General features: G+C 52.3%; 16 protein-coding genes and 1 pseudogene. 6 read left to right on the top strand and 11 right to left on the bottom strand.

Features of this window, described 5'->3' with window-relative positions; genetic code table 11:
• Positions 1-13: 13 nt before the first annotated feature.
• On the bottom strand, positions 14-940 hold the full coding sequence (locus J1781_RS16520; protein ID WP_217233902.1) for a LysR family transcriptional regulator: 927 nt from the start codon (positions 938-940) through the stop codon (positions 14-16).
• A gap of 98 nt (positions 941-1038) precedes the next feature.
• Between J1781_RS16520 and J1781_RS16515 the strand changes: the two genes are divergently transcribed.
• Positions 1039-2028 carry a bile acid:sodium symporter family protein gene (locus J1781_RS16515; RefSeq protein ID WP_217233901.1) on the top strand — a complete coding sequence of 330 codons (990 nt, stop codon included), beginning with the start codon at positions 1039-1041 and terminating at the stop codon, positions 2026-2028.
• A 67-nt stretch (positions 2029-2095) separates the two neighbouring features.
• On the opposite strand, the gene J1781_RS16510 is transcribed toward J1781_RS16515, so the two are convergent.
• The 3 genes from J1781_RS16510 to zipA all read right to left on the bottom strand — a co-directional run bounded on the left by J1781_RS16510 (position 2096) and on the right by zipA (position 5433).
• Entirely contained in the window at positions 2096-2338 is a 243-nt protein-coding gene (locus J1781_RS16510; RefSeq protein WP_217233900.1) for a DUF3820 family protein, read from the bottom strand.
• 3 nt (positions 2339-2341) lie between these two features.
• Entirely contained in the window at positions 2342-4363 is a 2022-nt protein-coding gene (gene ligA / locus J1781_RS16505; RefSeq protein ID WP_217233899.1) for an NAD-dependent DNA ligase LigA, read from the bottom strand.
• Positions 4364-4434: 71 nt separating this feature from the next.
• A complete protein-coding gene (zipA, locus tag J1781_RS16500; RefSeq protein WP_217138984.1) occupies positions 4435-5433 on the bottom strand; it encodes a cell division protein ZipA in 999 nt (332 codons plus the stop codon).
• A 223-nt stretch (positions 5434-5656) separates the two neighbouring features.
• Between zipA and cysZ the strand changes: the two genes are divergently transcribed.
• From cysZ to crr, 5 genes and pseudogenes are all read left to right on the top strand, one after another.
• The gene (cysZ, locus tag J1781_RS16495) at positions 5657-6442 is read left to right on the top strand and encodes a sulfate transporter CysZ (protein ID WP_217138983.1); all 786 of its coding nucleotides are present in this window, start codon (positions 5657-5659) and stop codon (positions 6440-6442) included.
• A gap of 210 nt (positions 6443-6652) precedes the next feature.
• On the top strand, positions 6653-7618 hold the full coding sequence (gene cysK / locus J1781_RS16490; RefSeq protein WP_129952199.1) for a cysteine synthase A: 966 nt from the start codon (positions 6653-6655) through the stop codon (positions 7616-7618).
• A 403-nt stretch (positions 7619-8021) separates the two neighbouring features.
• Positions 8022-8279: a phosphocarrier protein Hpr gene (ptsH, locus tag J1781_RS16485; RefSeq protein ID WP_013574433.1), complete on the top strand. Its 258-nt coding sequence runs from the start codon at positions 8022-8024 to the stop codon at positions 8277-8279.
• A gap of 50 nt (positions 8280-8329) precedes the next feature.
• A pseudogene (gene ptsI / locus J1781_RS16480) lies at positions 8330-10127 on the top strand (phosphoenolpyruvate-protein phosphotransferase PtsI).
• Complete coding sequence (gene crr / locus J1781_RS16475; protein ID WP_101076258.1) at positions 10106-10615, top strand: PTS glucose transporter subunit IIA; 510 nt, start codon at positions 10106-10108, stop codon at positions 10613-10615. The pseudogene ptsI and the gene crr overlap by 22 nt, the downstream one beginning before the upstream one ends.
• Positions 10616-10767: 152 nt before the next feature.
• Here crr and J1781_RS16470 read toward each other — a convergent pair whose 3' ends face one another.
• The 7 genes from J1781_RS16470 to J1781_RS16440 all read right to left on the bottom strand — a co-directional run bounded on the left by J1781_RS16470 (position 10768) and on the right by J1781_RS16440 (position 17722).
• Entirely contained in the window at positions 10768-12126 is a 1359-nt protein-coding gene (locus tag J1781_RS16470) for a HAMP domain-containing sensor histidine kinase (RefSeq protein ID WP_129952197.1), read from the bottom strand.
• Positions 12107-12790 (bottom strand): response regulator transcription factor, encoded by a 684-nt coding sequence (locus tag J1781_RS16465; RefSeq protein WP_129952196.1) that lies wholly within the window; start codon positions 12788-12790, stop codon positions 12107-12109. Before J1781_RS16465 ends, J1781_RS16470 begins: the two co-directional genes overlap by 20 nt.
• A gap of 102 nt (positions 12791-12892) precedes the next feature.
• Positions 12893-13777 carry a cysteine synthase CysM gene (cysM, locus tag J1781_RS16460; protein ID WP_129952195.1) on the bottom strand — a complete coding sequence of 295 codons (885 nt, stop codon included), beginning with the start codon at positions 13775-13777 and terminating at the stop codon, positions 12893-12895.
• A 115-nt stretch (positions 13778-13892) separates the two neighbouring features.
• Positions 13893-14987, bottom strand: coding sequence for a sulfate/thiosulfate ABC transporter ATP-binding protein CysA (gene cysA / locus J1781_RS16455; protein ID WP_129952194.1), 1095 nt, complete (start codon positions 14985-14987; stop codon positions 13893-13895).
• Complete coding sequence (gene cysW / locus J1781_RS16450) at positions 14977-15852, bottom strand: sulfate/thiosulfate ABC transporter permease CysW (protein ID WP_129952193.1); 876 nt, start codon at positions 15850-15852, stop codon at positions 14977-14979. Before cysW ends, cysA begins: the two co-directional genes overlap by 11 nt.
• The gene (gene cysT / locus J1781_RS16445) at positions 15852-16682 is read right to left on the bottom strand and encodes a sulfate/thiosulfate ABC transporter permease CysT (protein WP_129952192.1); all 831 of its coding nucleotides are present in this window, start codon (positions 16680-16682) and stop codon (positions 15852-15854) included. Before cysT ends, cysW begins: the two co-directional genes overlap by 1 nt.
• Complete coding sequence (locus J1781_RS16440; protein WP_129952191.1) at positions 16682-17722, bottom strand: sulfate ABC transporter substrate-binding protein; 1041 nt, start codon at positions 17720-17722, stop codon at positions 16682-16684. Before J1781_RS16440 ends, cysT begins: the two co-directional genes overlap by 1 nt.
• Positions 17723-17808: the final 86 nt, after the last annotated feature.

The following is a 17808-nucleotide window of genomic DNA, read 5'->3' as shown; positions in this document are numbered from 1 at the left end:
AGCCGGCAAGGTATCAGAGTCCGTACATTCCCTGCTGGCTGCGTTTTTCCCGCAATAAGTTCGCCTGCTCTTTCACCACCTGCCAGATAGCCTGCGCAGCGGGTGATAACGACCGGTTTTTACGTTTGACCAACATCAGTACCCGGTTAATTTCCGGCACCAGATTTTTCACCACCAGACGACTCCCTTGCGGCATGGGTAAAGCCAGCGCCGGGATCACACTGATGCCCATCCCGGCTTCAACCATCGGGAATAAAGTGGCCGGATGGCCGATTTCCTGGGCGATCATGGTATCCACTTTCTGCGCTTTCAGTGCGCCGTCAATCAGGATCCGGCTTCCTGATGCGTAATCCTGCAGCACCAGTTTTTGGCCGTTCAGCGCCTGCCATTCAACTTCCGCCAGCGCCGCCAGCGGGTGATCCTCGCGACACATCAGTAAAAACGGCTCGTGCAAAATAGGCTCGCAGTCGAGGTCGGTGCTTTCACCCGGATCAATCACAATGCCGAAATCCACTTCCGCATTTCTGACGCTGTGAAGTACCAGTTGCTGCGCCTGGTCACGCAGCAGGATACTGATCTCAGGATACTGTCGCTCGCCGCTGGAGATACATTGTGGCATCAGTTGCGCCGAAATCGTCTGGCTTGAAGCAATGCGCACCCGGCCATTGTGCTGTGTGCCAAAGCTGCGGGTATCAAGCAGCATGGCGTGGAGTTCGTCGAGCAACGGCTCGACACGATTCGCCAGGCGCAGACCGGCGTCGGTGAGCACGACTTCGCGCGTTGTGCGGTCCAGCAAGCGTACCCCCATTTCAGCTTCCAGTTCTTTCATACTGTGGCTGACAGCCGACTGGCTTAACCCTATCGCTTCCCCTGCCCGGCTAAAACTGCCATAGCGTGAAACCGCCACGAACACGCGAAGTTGTCTGAGTGAATAATTCATGAATTTTCTGCATTAATGGATTAAATAAATCAATTTTTTAATTATATCGGAAAAGCACAAAATAGCCGCATTCAGAGACAACCTTTCCGAGACCTGCTATGCGCTTCTTACCTGATCGCTTCACCCTGACACTTATCGCCACTGTCCTGCTGGCGACATTCTTCCCGGCCAGCGGCATATTTGTCGCTTTCTTCAATAACCTGACCATTTTCGCCATTGGTCTGTTGTTTTTCATGCATGGCGCAAAACTCTCACGCGAAGCTATTTTTCAGGGCAGCAATAACTGGCGTTTACATTTATGGGTGATGTTCAGCACTTTCATTTTATTCCCGATCCTCGGGCTGCTTTTTCAGTGGTGGCATCCGGTGGATGTCAGCCCGCAAATTTACAGCGGCTTTGTGTATTTGTGTATTTTGCCTGCCACCGTGCAGTCGGCGATTGCGTTTACCTCACTGGCGGGCGGCAACGTGGCGGCAGCGGTGTGCAGTGCTTCCGCATCAAGCCTGCTGGGGATATTTGTTTCACCGTTGCTGGTCAGCCTGCTGATGCATGTACAGGGGGAAACGGGGAATGGTTTAGCACAGGTCTGGCATATTGTGCTGCAACTGCTGGTGCCGTTTGTCGCCGGACACTTGCTGCGTCCGCTGATTGGCGGCTTTGTCGAACGCCACCGTAAAATGATTGGCAAAACCGACCAGACATCGATTTTGCTGGTGGTGTATTCCGCTTTCAGTGAAGCCGTGACTCAGGGGATCTGGCATCAGGTCGGTGTCGGCTCACTGTTGTTTATCCTGGTGTTCAGTCTGGTACTGCTGGCCTTTATTCTGGTCATTAACACCTACATGGCACGCTGGATGGGCTTCAGTAAACCCGATGAAATCACTATCGTATTCTGCGGCTCGAAGAAAAGTCTGGCGAACGGTATTCCGATGGCGAATATTCTGTTTCCGGTCAGTGCCATTGGTATGATGGTGCTGCCGCTGATGATTTTCCATCAGGTACAGCTGATGACCTGTGCGGTGCTGGCGAAACGTTATCAGAAAAAGCAGCAGGAATCGGCGCTCAAACAAACGCCTGTCACTGAATAGCGCAGGCGAATAACAGGCAGAAAAAAGGCGCTGACATCAGCGCCTTCTACATCGGGTAGACGGACCGTTACTCGTCGGTGCCACCCAGCCCCGGACCATGACGACGCAGCGGATTGATCAGGCTTTGCAATCCTTCACTTTTGATCGCCAGCGTCAGTTGCATCAGTTCACCCAGTTTCCCCTGCGGGAATTCGTCTTTACGGGCGAACCACAGCAGATATTCTTCCGGCAGGTCGATCAGCACGCGTCCGGCATACTTACCGAACGGCATGACCGTATTGGCTATCTGCATCAGATCTTCTTTTTCCATGCTTTACTCACCCAGCAGACGGATCATTTCCGCCTCGTCGATCACCTCAATACCCAGTTCCTGTGCTTTCGCCAGCTTGGATCCTGCCGCTTCACCGGCAATCACCAGATCAGTTTTCTTCGACACGCTGCCGGAGACTTTTGCCCCCAGCGCGGTCAGACGATCTTTGGCTTCATCGCGTGAAAGGATCGAAAGCGAACCGGTCAGTACCACGGTTTTACCGGCAAACGGACTGCCAATTTCCTCCGGCACAATGACCTGCACTTCCGGCCAGTGAATATTGATTTCAGGGCTTAACAGCTCATCAATCACCTGCTGGTTATGTTCTTCCGACAGGAAATTGACCACATGTTTAGCCACCACATCGCCGACATCCTGCACGCTTTTCAGCGACTCAATATCTGCCGCTTTAAGCGCCTCAACCGAGCCGTAATGCGCGGCAAGGTTAGCGGCTGTGGCTTCGCCCACTTCACGAATGCCCAGCGCATACAGGAATCTGGCCAGCGTGGTTTCTTTGGCTTTTTCCAGCGCAGTAACCACGTTCTGTGCCGATTTAGGTCCCATGCGATCCAGACCGGTAAGTTTACCCGCCGTCAGCCGGAACAGATCCGCCGGCGTTTTGACATATTCTTTCTCGACCAGTTGATCGATGATTTTGTCGCCCATGCCATCAACATCCAGCGCCCGGCGGGAGACAAAATGTTTCAGCGCTTCTTTACGCTGTGCACCACAAATCAGACCCGCCGTACAACGCGCTACCGCTTCACCTTCGACACGTTCGACATCGGAGTGACAGACCGGACAATGCGTCGGGAAAACCACTTCACGGGCATCTTGCGGACGTTCATCCAGCACCACGCCCACGACCTGTGGGATAACGTCACCGGCACGGCGGACAATCACGGTATCGCCGATACGCAGGCCCAGACGTTCGATTTCATCAGCATTATGCAGCGTTGCGTTGCTGACCATCACACCCGCAACCAGCACGGGATCAAGACGTGCGACCGGCGTGATCGCACCGGTGCGCCCGACCTGGAACTCGACATCTTTCACCCGCGTAATCTGTTCCTGCGCCGGGAATTTAAACGCTGTCGCCCAACGCGGTGCCCGCGCCACAAAACCCAGTGCTTCCTGAATATCCAGCGAATCAATTTTCACGACCACGCCGTCAATATCAAACCCCAGCAATGGACGTTCCGCTTCAACCTGACGGTAAAACGCCAGCACTTCATCACTGCCGGTGCAAAGACGCACACGATCGCTGACCGGTAAACCCCAGGCCCTGAATTGTTGCAGGCGGGCAAGATGACTACGCGGCAGCTCCCCCCCTTCCAGCAGACCCACGCCGTAGCAGAAGAAAGTCAGCGGACGTCTGGCGGTGATACGCGGATCAAGCTGACGTAATGAACCTGCAGCAGCATTACGCGGGTTAGCAAATACTTTGCCCCCGGTACGGCGTGCTTCAGCGTTCATCGCTTCAAAGCCAGGCTGTGGCATAAACACTTCACCCCGCACCTCAAGACGTGCAGGAATATTGTCGCCATGCAGGCGCAGGGGGATGGCACGTATTGTGCGCACGTTGGCCGTAATATTCTCACCGGTCGTGCCATCGCCACGTGTGGCGGCCTGCACCAGTTCGCCATTTTCATACAACAGGCTCACTGCCAGCCCGTCAAGTTTCAGCTCGCAGCAGAAAGTCAGCGGTTCTGACGTCTTCAGACGATCCTGAACACGTTTATAAAATGCCAGATAGCTTTCTTCATCAAATACGTTGTCCAGCGACAACATCGGTATCTGATGCCTGACCTGTTCAAATGCGGAAAGCGGTGCCGCGCCCACGCGCTGCGTCGGTGAATCTGCAGTGACCAGTTCAGGATGCGCGGTTTCCAGCTCACGTAACTCGCGCATTAAGCGGTCATATTCGGCGTCAGGCACTTCCGGGGCATCCAGAACGTGATATTGATATTCGTGATGGCGTAACTGAGTGCGTAACTGATTGATCTGTTCTTCGATAGTGGCCATGACTCACCGTGGAGATAAAAAACCCCCGGCAAGCGGGGGTCAGGGGAATGGGTATTTCACGAAAGCCTGACTCAGGCGATCGCCTCGAGGACCTCGCGGATCCGCGCTTTGTACGTTTCGAGCTTCTGCGGCGTAATCATACGACGCTCATCGTCAAGCACCATCGCACCGACATCATCGGCAATACGTTGGGCAGACTGCAGCAGCAGTTTGAAGTTCTGATGCGCATCACCGTAGCAAGGCACCATCATAAACAACGTCACACCCGGCGTAGAGAAGTCAGACATATTGTCCGGGTCAAAGGAACCTGGTTTAACCATATTGGCCAGACTGAACAACACCGGACCGCTCCCGGCAGGGCTGACATGGCGATGGAAAATATTCATCGCACCAAACTGGAAACCGGCCTGAAGCACGCTGTTAAGCAACACTTCACCACCGATGACACCGCCCTGATGGGCAGCAACATGCAGTACCAGGACCGTTTCTTTCAGTTTCGCTTTCTCAGCCGGGGCTTCTTCTGCCGGGGCAAAAGGCGCAGCCTGAGGTTCTGCTTTCGCAGCAGGCGCCGCGTCAGCATGGATATCTTGCGGCGCAACCGGCGCATGCGTTCTGGCTTCAGGTGCGGAGTCCTGAGGTGCAAAATCAGCGACAGGTTCGCGACGCGGTGCAGTGGCGGATTCAGAGGCTGAATAACCACTCAGCAACGGATCATCCTGCGCAGCATATTGCTGTGGCTGAGCCGGTTGTTGAGGACGAGCAACAGGTGCTGGCGCTGGCTGCGCAGGAGAAACCTGCGGCTGACGTGGCGGTGCAGTCTGTTCAGGCTCATCATACTGACCAAAAGTCGGTTCATCCTGAGGATAAGCAGGACGCACGCGCACTTCCCCCACTCCATCGACAAAATCTTCGGACGGAGATTGTTCCCGTTCTTTTTTCACACGTTTAGCTGGACGATCGCGGAAAAGCGAAGAGCGTTCTTTACGGCTGGTCCACAAACCGTGTAACAACAACGCTATTATGGCGATCGCACCAACAACGATTAATATCAGACGCAAATCCTGCATCATTGCTATCTCTGTTGTTCTAATACATTGCCACCACGGCAAACATTCACATGATTAACTCTATTTGCCCACGTAGATAAGTGCAAGTCTCGACTCTACTTTCTGCTAATAAATAGGGCAGTTGCACCTTTTTTTGCTGTTTTTTCAGCCAATCCACCGCTAGCCAGTGGAAAATCATACCGATATGATAGCCCATGTCATTCAACTCAGAGAGAAAATTTCGTTTATGAGCTCATCGCAAAGCGCCAGACAAGAAAACGGCGTACATTATTTCACACAGGGCTGGACGCTCATTTCCTTACCCGGGATACGACGTTTTGTGATTTTACCCCTGGCTGTCAACGTGCTGCTGATGGGCGGTGCATTCTGGTGGCTGTTCACCCAACTGGGTGAATGGATCCCGGCAATGATGAGCAAGGTGCCGTCGTGGCTCAGCTGGCTGGATTATCTGATCTGGCCGGTGGCGGTGCTTTCCGTGGTACTGGTGTTCAGCTATTTCTTCAGCACCCTTGCCAACTGGATAGCCGCCCCCTTCAGCGGATTACTCGCCGAACAGCTCGAAGCGCGTCTTACCGGCAAACCGCTGCCTGATACGGGCATCTGGGACATCATGAAAGATCTCCCGCGCATCATGAAACGTGAGTGGCAGAAACTGGCGTATTACCTGCCACGCGCCCTGCTGCTGTTCGCGCTGTATTTCATTCCGGTGATAGGCCAGACTATCGCGCCCGTACTGTGGTTCTTTTTCAGCGCGTGGATGGTCGTGATTCAGTATTGCGATTATCCGTTCGATAATCACAAAGTCAGTTTTGCCGATATGCGTCGCTCACTTGGCAGCAATAAAATCGACAACATGCAATTTGGTTCTCTGGTCAGTCTGTTTACGATGATCCCGGTGCTGAATCTGGTGATCCTGCCGGTTGCTGTATGCGGCGCGACGGCCATGTGGTGTGACCGTTACCGCGATGTTTACGTCAAAAATAATATCGATGTGAATTCAACCCGAAAATAGTCCCTTTTTCTCACAGCCGCCTGCGGGCGGCTGCCTGCTATGCTTGACTTTTCTTCACCGAACTTATTTCTTAATAACGTATCGGTATAGCAAATACCAAAACCTTACTTCACTGGGAAAGCGGTTCGCGTATGCTTTCCTGATTCCCACTTATTTCATAGTGTTGAAAGCTTCACACCGTGAATATTTCATACAGGTAAAGGACGGGTTATGAGCAAGATCTATGAAGACAATTCATTAACAATTGGCCATACGCCACTGGTTCGTCTGAACCGTATCGGTAATGGTCGTATTCTGGCTAAGGTCGAGTCACGTAACCCGAGCTTCAGCGTAAAATGCCGTATCGGTGCGAACATGATTTGGGATGCTGAGAAAAAAGGCATTCTGACCAAAGATATCGAACTGGTTGAACCTACCAGCGGTAACACCGGTATTGCACTGGCTTATGTGGCTGCCGCGCGGGGTTACAAACTGACACTGACCATGCCGGAAACCATGAGCGTTGAACGTCGTAAGCTGCTTAAAGCTCTCGGCGCCAATCTGGTGCTGACCGAAGGCGCCAAAGGCATGAAAGGCGCGATTGCCAAAGCCGAAGAAATTCAGGCCAGCGATCCGCAGCGTTATCTCATTCTTCAGCAGTTCAGCAACCCGGCCAACCCGGCTATCCACGAACAGACTACCGGCCCGGAAATCTGGGAAGATACCGATGGCGCAGTGGATGTGTTGATCGCAGGCGTGGGTACCGGCGGCACGATCACCGGAACGGGTCGTTATCTGAAAAGTAAAAAAAGCAGCGTGAAACTGGTGGCCGTCGAGCCAACCGACTCTCCCGTTATCACCCAGACACTGAACGGCGAAGAAGTCAAACCGGGCCCGCATAAAATTCAGGGTATCGGTGCAGGTTTTATTCCGGGTAACCTGGATCTGGAGTTGCTGGATCGCGTTACGCTGATCACCAACGATGAATCCATTCACATGGCACGCCGTCTGATGGAAGAAGAAGGTATTCTGGCCGGGATTTCTTCCGGTGCAGCAGTTGAAGCTGCGGTGAAATTATCCAAAGAACCGGAGTTTGCAGATAAGACTATCGTGGTTATTCTGCCTTCTTCTGGTGAACGCTATCTGAGTACCGCATTGTTTGCAGATTTATTCACCGAGAAAGAATTGCAACAATAATGCCACATCCTTAAAAGCGGCTAAAAAAGCACCTCAAGGGGTGCTTTTTTGTGGCCTGCGTCAAACTTTACACCACTTCGTCATTGATTTTACCCGCCAGGTTTAGTATTTAACCGGACAATTATTTCGATGCTCGAAATTAATCGCTTCCATGACGCTTCCCGGCTGAATCGATTTACTGATTTGTTACATCAGGGAAAAAGACGGCATAATGGAGGAATAACAGAAAAAGCCTGGATCCAGGGCAAAGAGTTTTATCGCTGAGTGCGTTATTTTCTCTTTTCTGTTGCATCTGAACCTGCCCCTGAACCATAGTCAGGCGCTAATCTCTACAGGCTAAAGTGAAGGCCATAAGCTAAACTTTAGCTCCACAACATTACTTTAATAAGTTGGGGAAACAACAATGTTCCAGCAAGAAGTTACTATTACCGCTCCTAATGGTCTGCACACCCGCCCTGCTGCACAGTTCGTGAAAGAAGCTAAAGGTTTCGCTTCTGACATCACCGTGACTTCAAACGGTAAAAGCGCCAGTGCTAAAAGCCTTTTCAAACTGCAAACTCTGGGCCTGACCCAAGGTACCGTTGTGACCCTCTCAGCTGAAGGTGAAGACGAGCAGAAAGCCGTTGAACACTTGGTAAAACTGATGGCAGAGCTCGAGTAATAAACAACCGCTCTTATATAGTTTAAACCAGTCAAGAGAAAGGTAGGGTTATGATTTCAGGCATTTTAGTATCTCCCGGTATCGCTTTCGGCAAAGCACTTCTGTTGAAAGAAGATGAAATTGTCATCAACCGGAAAAAAATCTCTCCAGATCACGTTGATCAGGAAGTTGAACGTTTCCTGACGGGCCGTGCGAAAGCCTCTGCTCAACTGGAAGTGATCAAGACTAAAGCCGGTGAGACCTTCGGTGAAGAGAAAGAAGCCATCTTCGAAGGCCACATCATGTTGTTGGAAGACGAAGAGCTTGAACAGGAAATCATAGCCCTTATCAAAGACGAGCACGCTTCTGCTGACGCTGCAGCTTTCTCTGTCATTGAAGGCCAGGCGAAAGCCCTGGAAGAGCTTGATGACGAATACCTGAAAGAACGTGCGGCTGACGTACGCGACATCGGCAAACGTCTGCTGCGCAATATTCTGAACATGACCATCGTTGATCTGAGCTCCATTCAGGACGAAGTTATCCTGGTTGCGACCGATCTGACGCCGTCAGAAACTGCACAGCTGAACCTGAACAAGGTTCTGGGCTTTATTACTGATTTGGGTGGCCGTACTTCTCACACCTCGATCATGGCCCGCTCACTGGAACTGCCTGCTATCGTGGGTACCAGCGACGTGACCAAACAAGTCAAAAATGATGACTACCTGATCCTCGATGCCGTGAACAATAAAATCTATGTCAATCCGACAGCAGACATTATTGACGAGCTGAAAGCCGTTCAGAACCAGTACATCAGTGAAAAAGACGAACTGACTAAGCTGAAAGACTTACCGGCTATTACGCTGGATGGCCATCAGGTAGAGGTTTGTGCCAACATCGGTACCGTGCGCGACGTCGCGGGTGCAGAGCGCAATGGCGCTGAAGGTGTCGGCCTGTATCGTACAGAATTCCTGTTCATGGACCGTGACAGCCTGCCTACCGAAGAAGAGCAATTCCAGGCATACAAAGCCGTTGCTGAAGCGATGGGGTCACAGGCGGTTATCGTACGTACCATGGACATCGGCGGTGATAAAGACCTGCCGTACATGAACCTGCCGAAAGAAGAAAACCCGTTCCTGGGTTGGCGCGCAATCCGTATCTGCCTTGATCGCAAAGAAATTCTTCACGATCAGCTGAAAGGCATCCTGCGTGCCTCTGCCTTCGGTAAATTGCGCATCATGTTCCCGATGATCATTTCAGTCGAAGAAGTGCGTGAACTGAAAGCAGAACTTGAACTGCTGAAAGCGCAACTGCGTGAGAAAGGTCAGGCATTCGATGAAACCATTGAAGTGGGTGTGATGGTTGAAACGCCAGCAGCAGCTGTGATTGCGCATCACCTGGCGAAAGAAGTTGATTTCTTCAGTATTGGTACAAACGATCTTACCCAGTATACTTTGGCAGTGGATCGCGGTAACGAGCTGATTTCTCATCTGTACAACCCAATGTCACCGTCTGTGCTTGGTTTAATTAAACAAGTTATTGACGCATCTCATGCTGCCGGTAAATGGACAGGGATGTGCGGCGAGCTAGCCGGTGACGAACGTGCTACACTTCTTCTATTGGGCATGGGGTTAGATGAGTTCAGCATGAGTGCTATCTCTATCCCACGCATCAAGAAAATTATTCGCAATACAAACTTCGAAGATGTGAAAGCGCTGGCAGACCAGGCCCTGGCCCAACCTACGGCGCAAGAGTTGATGAACCTGGTTAACAAGTTCATTGAAGAAAAAACACTCTGCTAATTGCGCGATGCTGGTAAAGCTGCCCAAATTAATGCTTAGGAGAAGATCATGGGTTTGTTCGATAAACTGAAATCATTGGTTTCTGATGATAAAAAAGACGTAGGTACCATTGAGATTGTGGCACCGCTGTCTGGTGAAATTGTCAATATTGAAGACGTGCCTGACGTTGTTTTCGCTGAGAAAATCGTAGGTGACGGTATTGCTATTAAACCTGCTGGCAACAAAATGGTTGCTCCGGTTGATGGCACTATCGGTAAAATCTTCGAAACTAACCATGCTTTCTCAATCGAATCCGACAGTGGCATCGAGTTGTTCGTGCACTTCGGTATCGACACCGTTGAACTGAAAGGCGAAGGCTTCAAACGCATCGCTGAAGAAGGCCAGCGCGTTAAGAAAGGCGATTTGGTTATCGAGTTTGATCTGGCGCTGCTGGAAGAGAAAGCGAAGTCTACTCTGACTCCGGTTGTTATCTCTAACATGGACGAGATCAAAGAGCTGATTAAACTGACGGGTAGCGTGACTGTGGGCGAAACCCCGATCATCCGCATCAAAAAGTAATTCGCTCAGCGAGAAATAAAAAACGGCGCCTAATCAGCGCCGTTTTTTATTGCCTGTAAATATCTGTTCGCAAAATAATTAGAGTGACAGGACAAAAGGCTATAGCTTTTTGAACAGCGCTTGCGCTGGCCCCAATGCATCTTCAGCCCGGATTATGACGCAGGTTTCCAGTGCGGGACTTGAAGGCTGATAATTAGCCCATGAGGCTGCGCGTTACGGGCATCCACTTTACCTTCATGGGCCAACATCACTTTACGGGTGATAGCCAGCCCAAGGCCATAGCCTTTGCCTGACAGCGGCGATTTCACGCGCACGAACGGGTCAAAGATACTCGAAAGCTTATCCTCTTCCACACCCGGCCCCTGATCGGCCACTTCAATCTGCAAATACTGCTCAATCTGTGCCAGTGAAACACTGATAGTTTGCCCGCGGGCCGAAAAGCGCAGCGCATTACGCACCACGTTATCTACCGCACGACGCATCAGTTCAGCATTGCCTTTTACCGTGTAATCCAGGTTATCCGGAGACGGGGGATACATCGCAATTTCAACACCCGGCAACTGCGCTTCATAGCGCGCATCGTTAACCACGGCTTCCACCAGCCCGTAGAGATCAAAGTACTCTTCATCAGGAATTTCACTGCTTTCGGTGCGCGATAACGCCAGCAGTTCGCCGATCATTTTATCCAGCCTCCCCGCCTCGTGTTCTATGCGGCTCAGGGAGCTTTCGACGTTCGACGGATTCTGCCGCGCCAGACCGATGGCCAGTTGCAAGCGCGCCAGCGGGGAGCGCAGTTCGTGCGAGACATCATGCAACAGCTCTTCCCGCGCCCTGACCAGCACTTGCAGGCGTTCAGCCATCGAGTCGAAATCGCGCGCCACTTCGGACAACTCATCGTGCCGCTTACCCATGCTGCTAAACAAACGTACCGATAAATCGCCTTGCGCCACCCGATCAAAAGCTTTACGCATTTGCAGCATCGGCCGTGTCAGGTTCCACGCCAGAACGGCACTGAACAGCAACCCGCCAAGCCCGCCCAGCCACAACAATGGCGGTGGCATATTCAGCAGTTCGCGGTGGTGCTTTCGTGGCCGGTATTCATCCATCAGCCCCGCCACGTCATAACGCAGACGGTAACCCTGGCCGTCGGGCCCCTGCACAAACTCCACCACTTCATGCGGCGTTTTTCCGGGCTCAAGCTCCTGCATGCTGCTACCTTTTGCCGGCAGCAAAGACGGTGACACCGAAAAGAACTGCCGGTCATCTTGCGGCCAGTCAGCAATCATGGCATTCAGTGCAGGCATACCGCCGGAATGCAGCGTGGACACAGCCGAAGTAATTTGAAGTTTCACAAACCGGCGGGCAATACCACTTTCCGGCGGTTCATGCGGATTGTAGAAAGCAAAAACCACCCAGAGCCCCTGAGCGATTGCCACGAAAGTAAACCAGAAACCCAGCAATATTTTCCAGAACAACCTGCCGCGCAGTCGTTTAGCGGATTCGATAGCCAATGCTGCGCACCGTTTCAATAGTCAGCATATCGCCACCTTCAAGTGACCCCAGTTTCTGGCGGATGTTACTGATATGTACATCAATACTGCGGTCATACGCTTCACGCGGACGCCCGAGACCTTTTTCCGACAATTCATCTTTGGAGACCACACGTTCAGGCGAACGCAACAGTAATTCCAGCAGGTTGAACTCAGAAGCGGTCAGATCGAAGGGCACGCCGCGCCATTCACTGCTCCGGGTCGCCGGATTCAGCGTCAGATCACCATAGTTGACCGAGGACGTATCAGCGTGTGATTGCTGCTGTTCTTCCACACGACGCAATACAGCACGCAAACGTGCCACCAGTTCACGTGGATAGCACGGCTTCGGCATATAATCATCCGCCCCCATTTCCAGACCGATGACGCGATCAATGTTGTCCCCTTTCGCGGTCAGCATGATGATCGGCAGCCGGCTGTTTTTACGCACCTGACGCAATACATCAATACCGCTCATGTCTGGCAGCATAATATCCAGGATCATCGCGGTGTATTCGCCAGACATCGCACCTTCCACACCCGCTTTACCGGTCAGCACCAGAGACGCATCAAAACCTTCTGCAATCAGGTATTCACTGAGCATGGTGCCTAATTCAAGGTCGTCATCGACTAATAAAATTTTCATTGTTCATTTCCGCCTGGCTAAAATTTTGGTCATTTTTACCACTAAGCCAGCCATTCGCAGCCGCTTTTACTCTAATTTTACATTCAACAGCTGAATATAGAATTAAACATTAAAGACCCCAGTGGATAAATAACGGTCACCGCGATCACAAATAATCGCCACTATCACGCTGCCCGGATGGCTTCTGGCCACGCGCAACGCACCCGCTACCGCGCCGCCGGAACTCACCCCACAGAAGATACCTTCCGACCGCGCCAGCGCCCGCATGGTATCTTCTGCTTCGTTTTGTCCCATATCCATCACTTCATCGACCAGTTCCGGATTGAAAATGCCCGGCAGATAGGCCTGCGGCCAGCGGCGTATACCGGGAATACTGCTGCCTTCAGAAGGTTGCAACCCGACAATCCTGACGCCAGCATGCTGGCTGCGCAGATAACGGCTGACACCGGTAATGGTGCCGGTGGTGCCCATGCTGGACACAAAATGGGTGATCCGTCCGTGCGTCTGTTGCCAGATTTCAGGGCCTGTTGTCGTGAAATGCGCGAGCGGATTATCAGGGTTATTAAACTGATCCAGCACTTTCCCCTGCCCCTGTTTTTCCATTTCCAAAGCAAGATCGCGCGCGCCTTCCATGCCCTGCGCACGACTGACCAGCAACAGTTCGGCACCATACGCCCGCATCGATGCCTGACGTTCGAGACTCATATTCTCCGGCATCAGCAATTTCAGCTTGTAGCCTTTGAGTGCAGCAATCATCGCCAGCGCAATCCCGGTATTTCCGCTTGTGGCTTCAATCAGCGTATCACCAGGGCGAATTTCACCCCGTTTTTCCGCCTGCTCAATCATAAACAGTGCGGCACGATCTTTTACCGATCCGGCAGGATTATTCCCTTCCAGCTTAACCCAAATCTCGCTGTCCAGACCCTGCGTCAGACGCTGTAATCTCACCAGAGGGGTATTGCCGATGTAATGTTCGAGCGTACTCACGGGCCCGCCTTATAATAAAAAATTATATCTGCCGATAAAAAACACATAAACAGATATCAGACGATAAAAAGGGCGGCCCGATGACCGCCCTGAGAAAAATTCTGATCAAAAAATATCAGGCACTCTTCGCTAACGCAACGGGTTGCAGAGGCTGGTCGCCCGCATACAGACGGCCATTCAGCCCGCCGACATAGAACCGATCGCCGCGCTGAGGTGCGCTGTTACCGTGTGTTTCGGAAAGCACAACCGAAAGCGGTTCGTCGTGCCAGCCCTCGGCCTGCACGATAAGCTGCCAGAAATGGCCACGCGGGCTGACTTCGAGCACCTTCACCGGCAACGGGCAACGCGCTGTACTGTGCGGCGTAATTTCCATTTCCCATGGACGCAGGAATAAGTCGACTGCGCCCTGATGCAGCGGCGGGTTATCCAGCGGCCAGTGGTATGCACCGACGTACAGCTGAGAGCCCCGGATTTCACCGCTGATCTTGTTGACTTCACCCATGAATTCCAGCACGAAACGGGTTGCCGGTTCACGCCAGATTTCCTGCGGTGCGCCGACCTGTTCGATATTGCCCTGGCTCATTACCACCACACGATCAGCCACTTCCATGGCTTCTTCCTGATCGTGCGTCACGAACACGCTGGTAAATTTCAGTTCTTCATGTAACTGCCGCAGCCAGCGGCGCAACTCTTTACGCACCTGTGCATCCAGTGCACCAAAGGGTTCATCGAGCAGCAGAATTTGCGGTTCAACCGCCAGCGCACGCGCCAGTGCCACACGTTGTTTCTGACCACCGGAAAGTTGTGCTGGATAACGGTTTGCCAGATGGCCTAACTGCACCATTTCCAGCAATTTAGTGACTTTCTGTTTGATCGCACCGGCATCCGGACGCTCGCGGCGCGGCAACACCGTCAGACCAAACGCGATATTATCGAACACGGTCATATGACGGAACAGCGCGTAATGCTGGAATACAAAACCGACCTGACGATCGCGGGCATGAAGGCGCGTCACGTCTTTGCCGTGGAAGCTCAGGTGGCCGGCGTTTTGATTTTCCAGCCCGGCGATAATACGCAGCAGCGTGGTTTTACCTGAACCGGAAGGCCCGAGCAGCGCAACCATCTCTCCGGAAGCAATATCGAGCGAGATATCATTGAGCACCTTAGTGCGGCCAAAATATTTGTTGATACCGTTAATTTCAATGCTCATGACTTCCCTCCCGCTCAAGACGGTCATTGTGGCGCTTCAGACGCCATTGCAGGCCGCTTTTCAGAAATAATGTGACAATTGCCATCAGGGTTAACAGCGCAGCGGCAGTAAACGCGCCTGCAGTGTTGTAATCCTGATGCAGTAATTCGACTTGTAGAGGCAGCGTGTAGGTTTCGCCACGGATAGAACCGGACACTACCGATACTGCGCCAAACTCCCCAATGGCGCGGGCGTTGGTCAGCACCACGCCGTATAACAATGCCCAGCGGATATTCGGTAATGTCACGCGGCGGAACATCTGCCAGCCTGACGCCCCCAGCAACACTGCCGCTTCATCTTCATGACTGCCCTGGCTTAACATCACCGGCACCAGCTCACGGATAACAAACGGACAGGTGACAAATACTGTCACCATCACCATACCCGGCCAGGCGAACATAAACTGAATATTATGGGCATCCAGCCAGCCGCCAATCGGACCGTTGGTGCCGTAAAACAGCAGATACAATAGCCCTGCCACCACCGGCGACACCGCGAACGGAATGTCGATAAGCGTCAGTAACAGCTGACGTCCCGGAAAATTAAAGCGGGCCACCAGCCAGGCCAGCAGTGTGCCGAAAATCAGGTTAACCGGCACGGTGATCAGCGCCATCAGCACCGTCAGCCAGATGGAGTGCAACATGTCAGTGTCAGACAGGTTCTTCCACACGGCAGCAAGGCCGTCGGAAACCGCGAGTACGAAAATGCTAATCATCGGGATCAGCAACAACAGAACACAAATCAGCACACCGGTGCCGATCAGTGACCATTTGACCCAGTCAATACGCTGGCGCTTTTCGCCTGCAAAAGCCGGAACATCAGACATTACTGGCCTCCCAGACGACGGCCATAACGGCTCTGTAAGGTATTAATCGCAAACAACAGCAGCAACGATGCCGCGAGGATCACCGAAGCGATGGCGCTGGCTGCCGGGTAATCAAATTCCTGTAAGCGAATAAAAATCATCAGTGAGGTCACTTCGGTTTTCCACGCAATGTTACCGGCGATGAAAATGACCGCGCCGAATTCTCCCAGACTGCGGGTAAAGGACAACGCCGTACCCGCCAGAAGCGATGGCATCACTTCGGGCAACACCACACGACGGAAGCTCTGCCAGCGCGATGCACCCAGTGTTTCAGCGGCTTCTTCATATTCCGGGCCTAATTCTTCCAGCACCGGTTGCACGGTACGAACCACAAACGGGATGCTGGTAAATGCCATCGCCACGGCAATACCCAGCCAGGTATACGCTACTTTGATATCAAAATGCGCCAGCCACTGACCGTAAAAACCGGTGGTAGAAAACAATCCTGCCAGCGTTAAACCGGCCACAGCCGTCGGCAGGGCAAACGGTAAATCCATCAGACCATCCACCAGGCTTTTACCGGGGAACTCATAACGGGTCAGGATCCATGCCATCAGCATGCCGAAGAAACAGTTAAAAATACTCGCCACACCTGCCGCCAGCAGCGTCACTTTATAGGCCGCCACCACCTGACCGTTGGTGATGACATCCCAATATTGCGCCAGTGTCATTTGTGACAACTGCATCACCAGCGCACTCAGCGGCAGCAACAGCACGAGGCACACGAACAACAAACTGCTGCCGAGGCTCAGGGTAAATCCGGGTAATACGCGTTTGCTCGACAACAACATTACTTGTGACCTTGCGCTAACAGTTTGTCCAGCTCACCGCCGGTACTGAAATGGGTTTCCATCACTTGTGGCCAGCCACCGAACTGATCTTCAACTTTGAACAATTTAGTTGCCGGGAACTGCTCTTTCGCTGCCGCCATTGCTGTTTTGTCATACACACGGTAGTTAAAACTGGTGATGATTTTCTGCGCCTGCGGGCTCCACAAATAATTCAGATAATCTTTTGCAGCTTTCTCTGTGCCATTTTTCTCGACATTTTTATCCACCCAGGCGACCGGGAACTCCGCCAGGATATCCACCTTCGGAACAATGACTTCGTATTTATCATCACCGTACTGCTTACGGATGTTGTTCACTTCCGATTCGAAACTGATCAGTACATCACCCAGTCCGCGTTCGACAAAAGTGGTGGTGGCGCCACGGCCGCCGGTATCAAATACCTGCACGTTTTTCAGGAAACTCGCCATCTTTTCGCGGGTCTGCGCCTGGTTTTTATTATCCTCCAGATTGAAGGCGCCCCAGGCACCGAGATAGGTATAACGCCCATTACCGGAGGTTTTAGGATTCGGGAAAATCAGGCTCACGCCCGGACGCGCTAAATCATCCCAGCTGTGAATATTTTTTGGATTGCCCTTGCGCACCAGAAACGCCATGGTTGAATAGAACGGCGAACTGTTATTAGGCAGACGGCTTTGCCAGTTGGCCGGGATCAGATTGCCACGGTCATGCAAAATCTGCACATCCGTCACCTGATTGTAAGTGACCACATCGGCCTTAAGTCCCTGCAAAATGGCCAGTGCCTGCTTGGACGAACCGGCATGCGACTGTTTGATATCGAGTTTGTCGCCATTATTTTGGTCCGCCCACTGTTTCTGAAAAGGCGGGTTCAATGCGGCAAACAGTTCACGGGAGACATCATAAGAGCTGTTGAGCAATTCAGTGGCCGAAGCCGCCCCGCTGGCCAGCAACACTGCCGCGACAGATCCTTTAAGCAGGCTGCCTGTAAACCACGCTTTAACAAACCCCGTTTCTGTTTTCATGCTCAGCCTTTGGTGAATTCATCGATTTGCGATACGCATATGAACCGCTCAATACTACACAGTGTATTTATAACTGAGGGTCAGGC

It is taken from the genome of Rahnella perminowiae, from assembly GCF_019049695.1.
Classification (GTDB): domain Bacteria; phylum Pseudomonadota; class Gammaproteobacteria; order Enterobacterales; family Enterobacteriaceae; genus Rahnella; species Rahnella perminowiae.
This window is presented reverse-complemented; position numbering and strand designations above follow the sequence as displayed.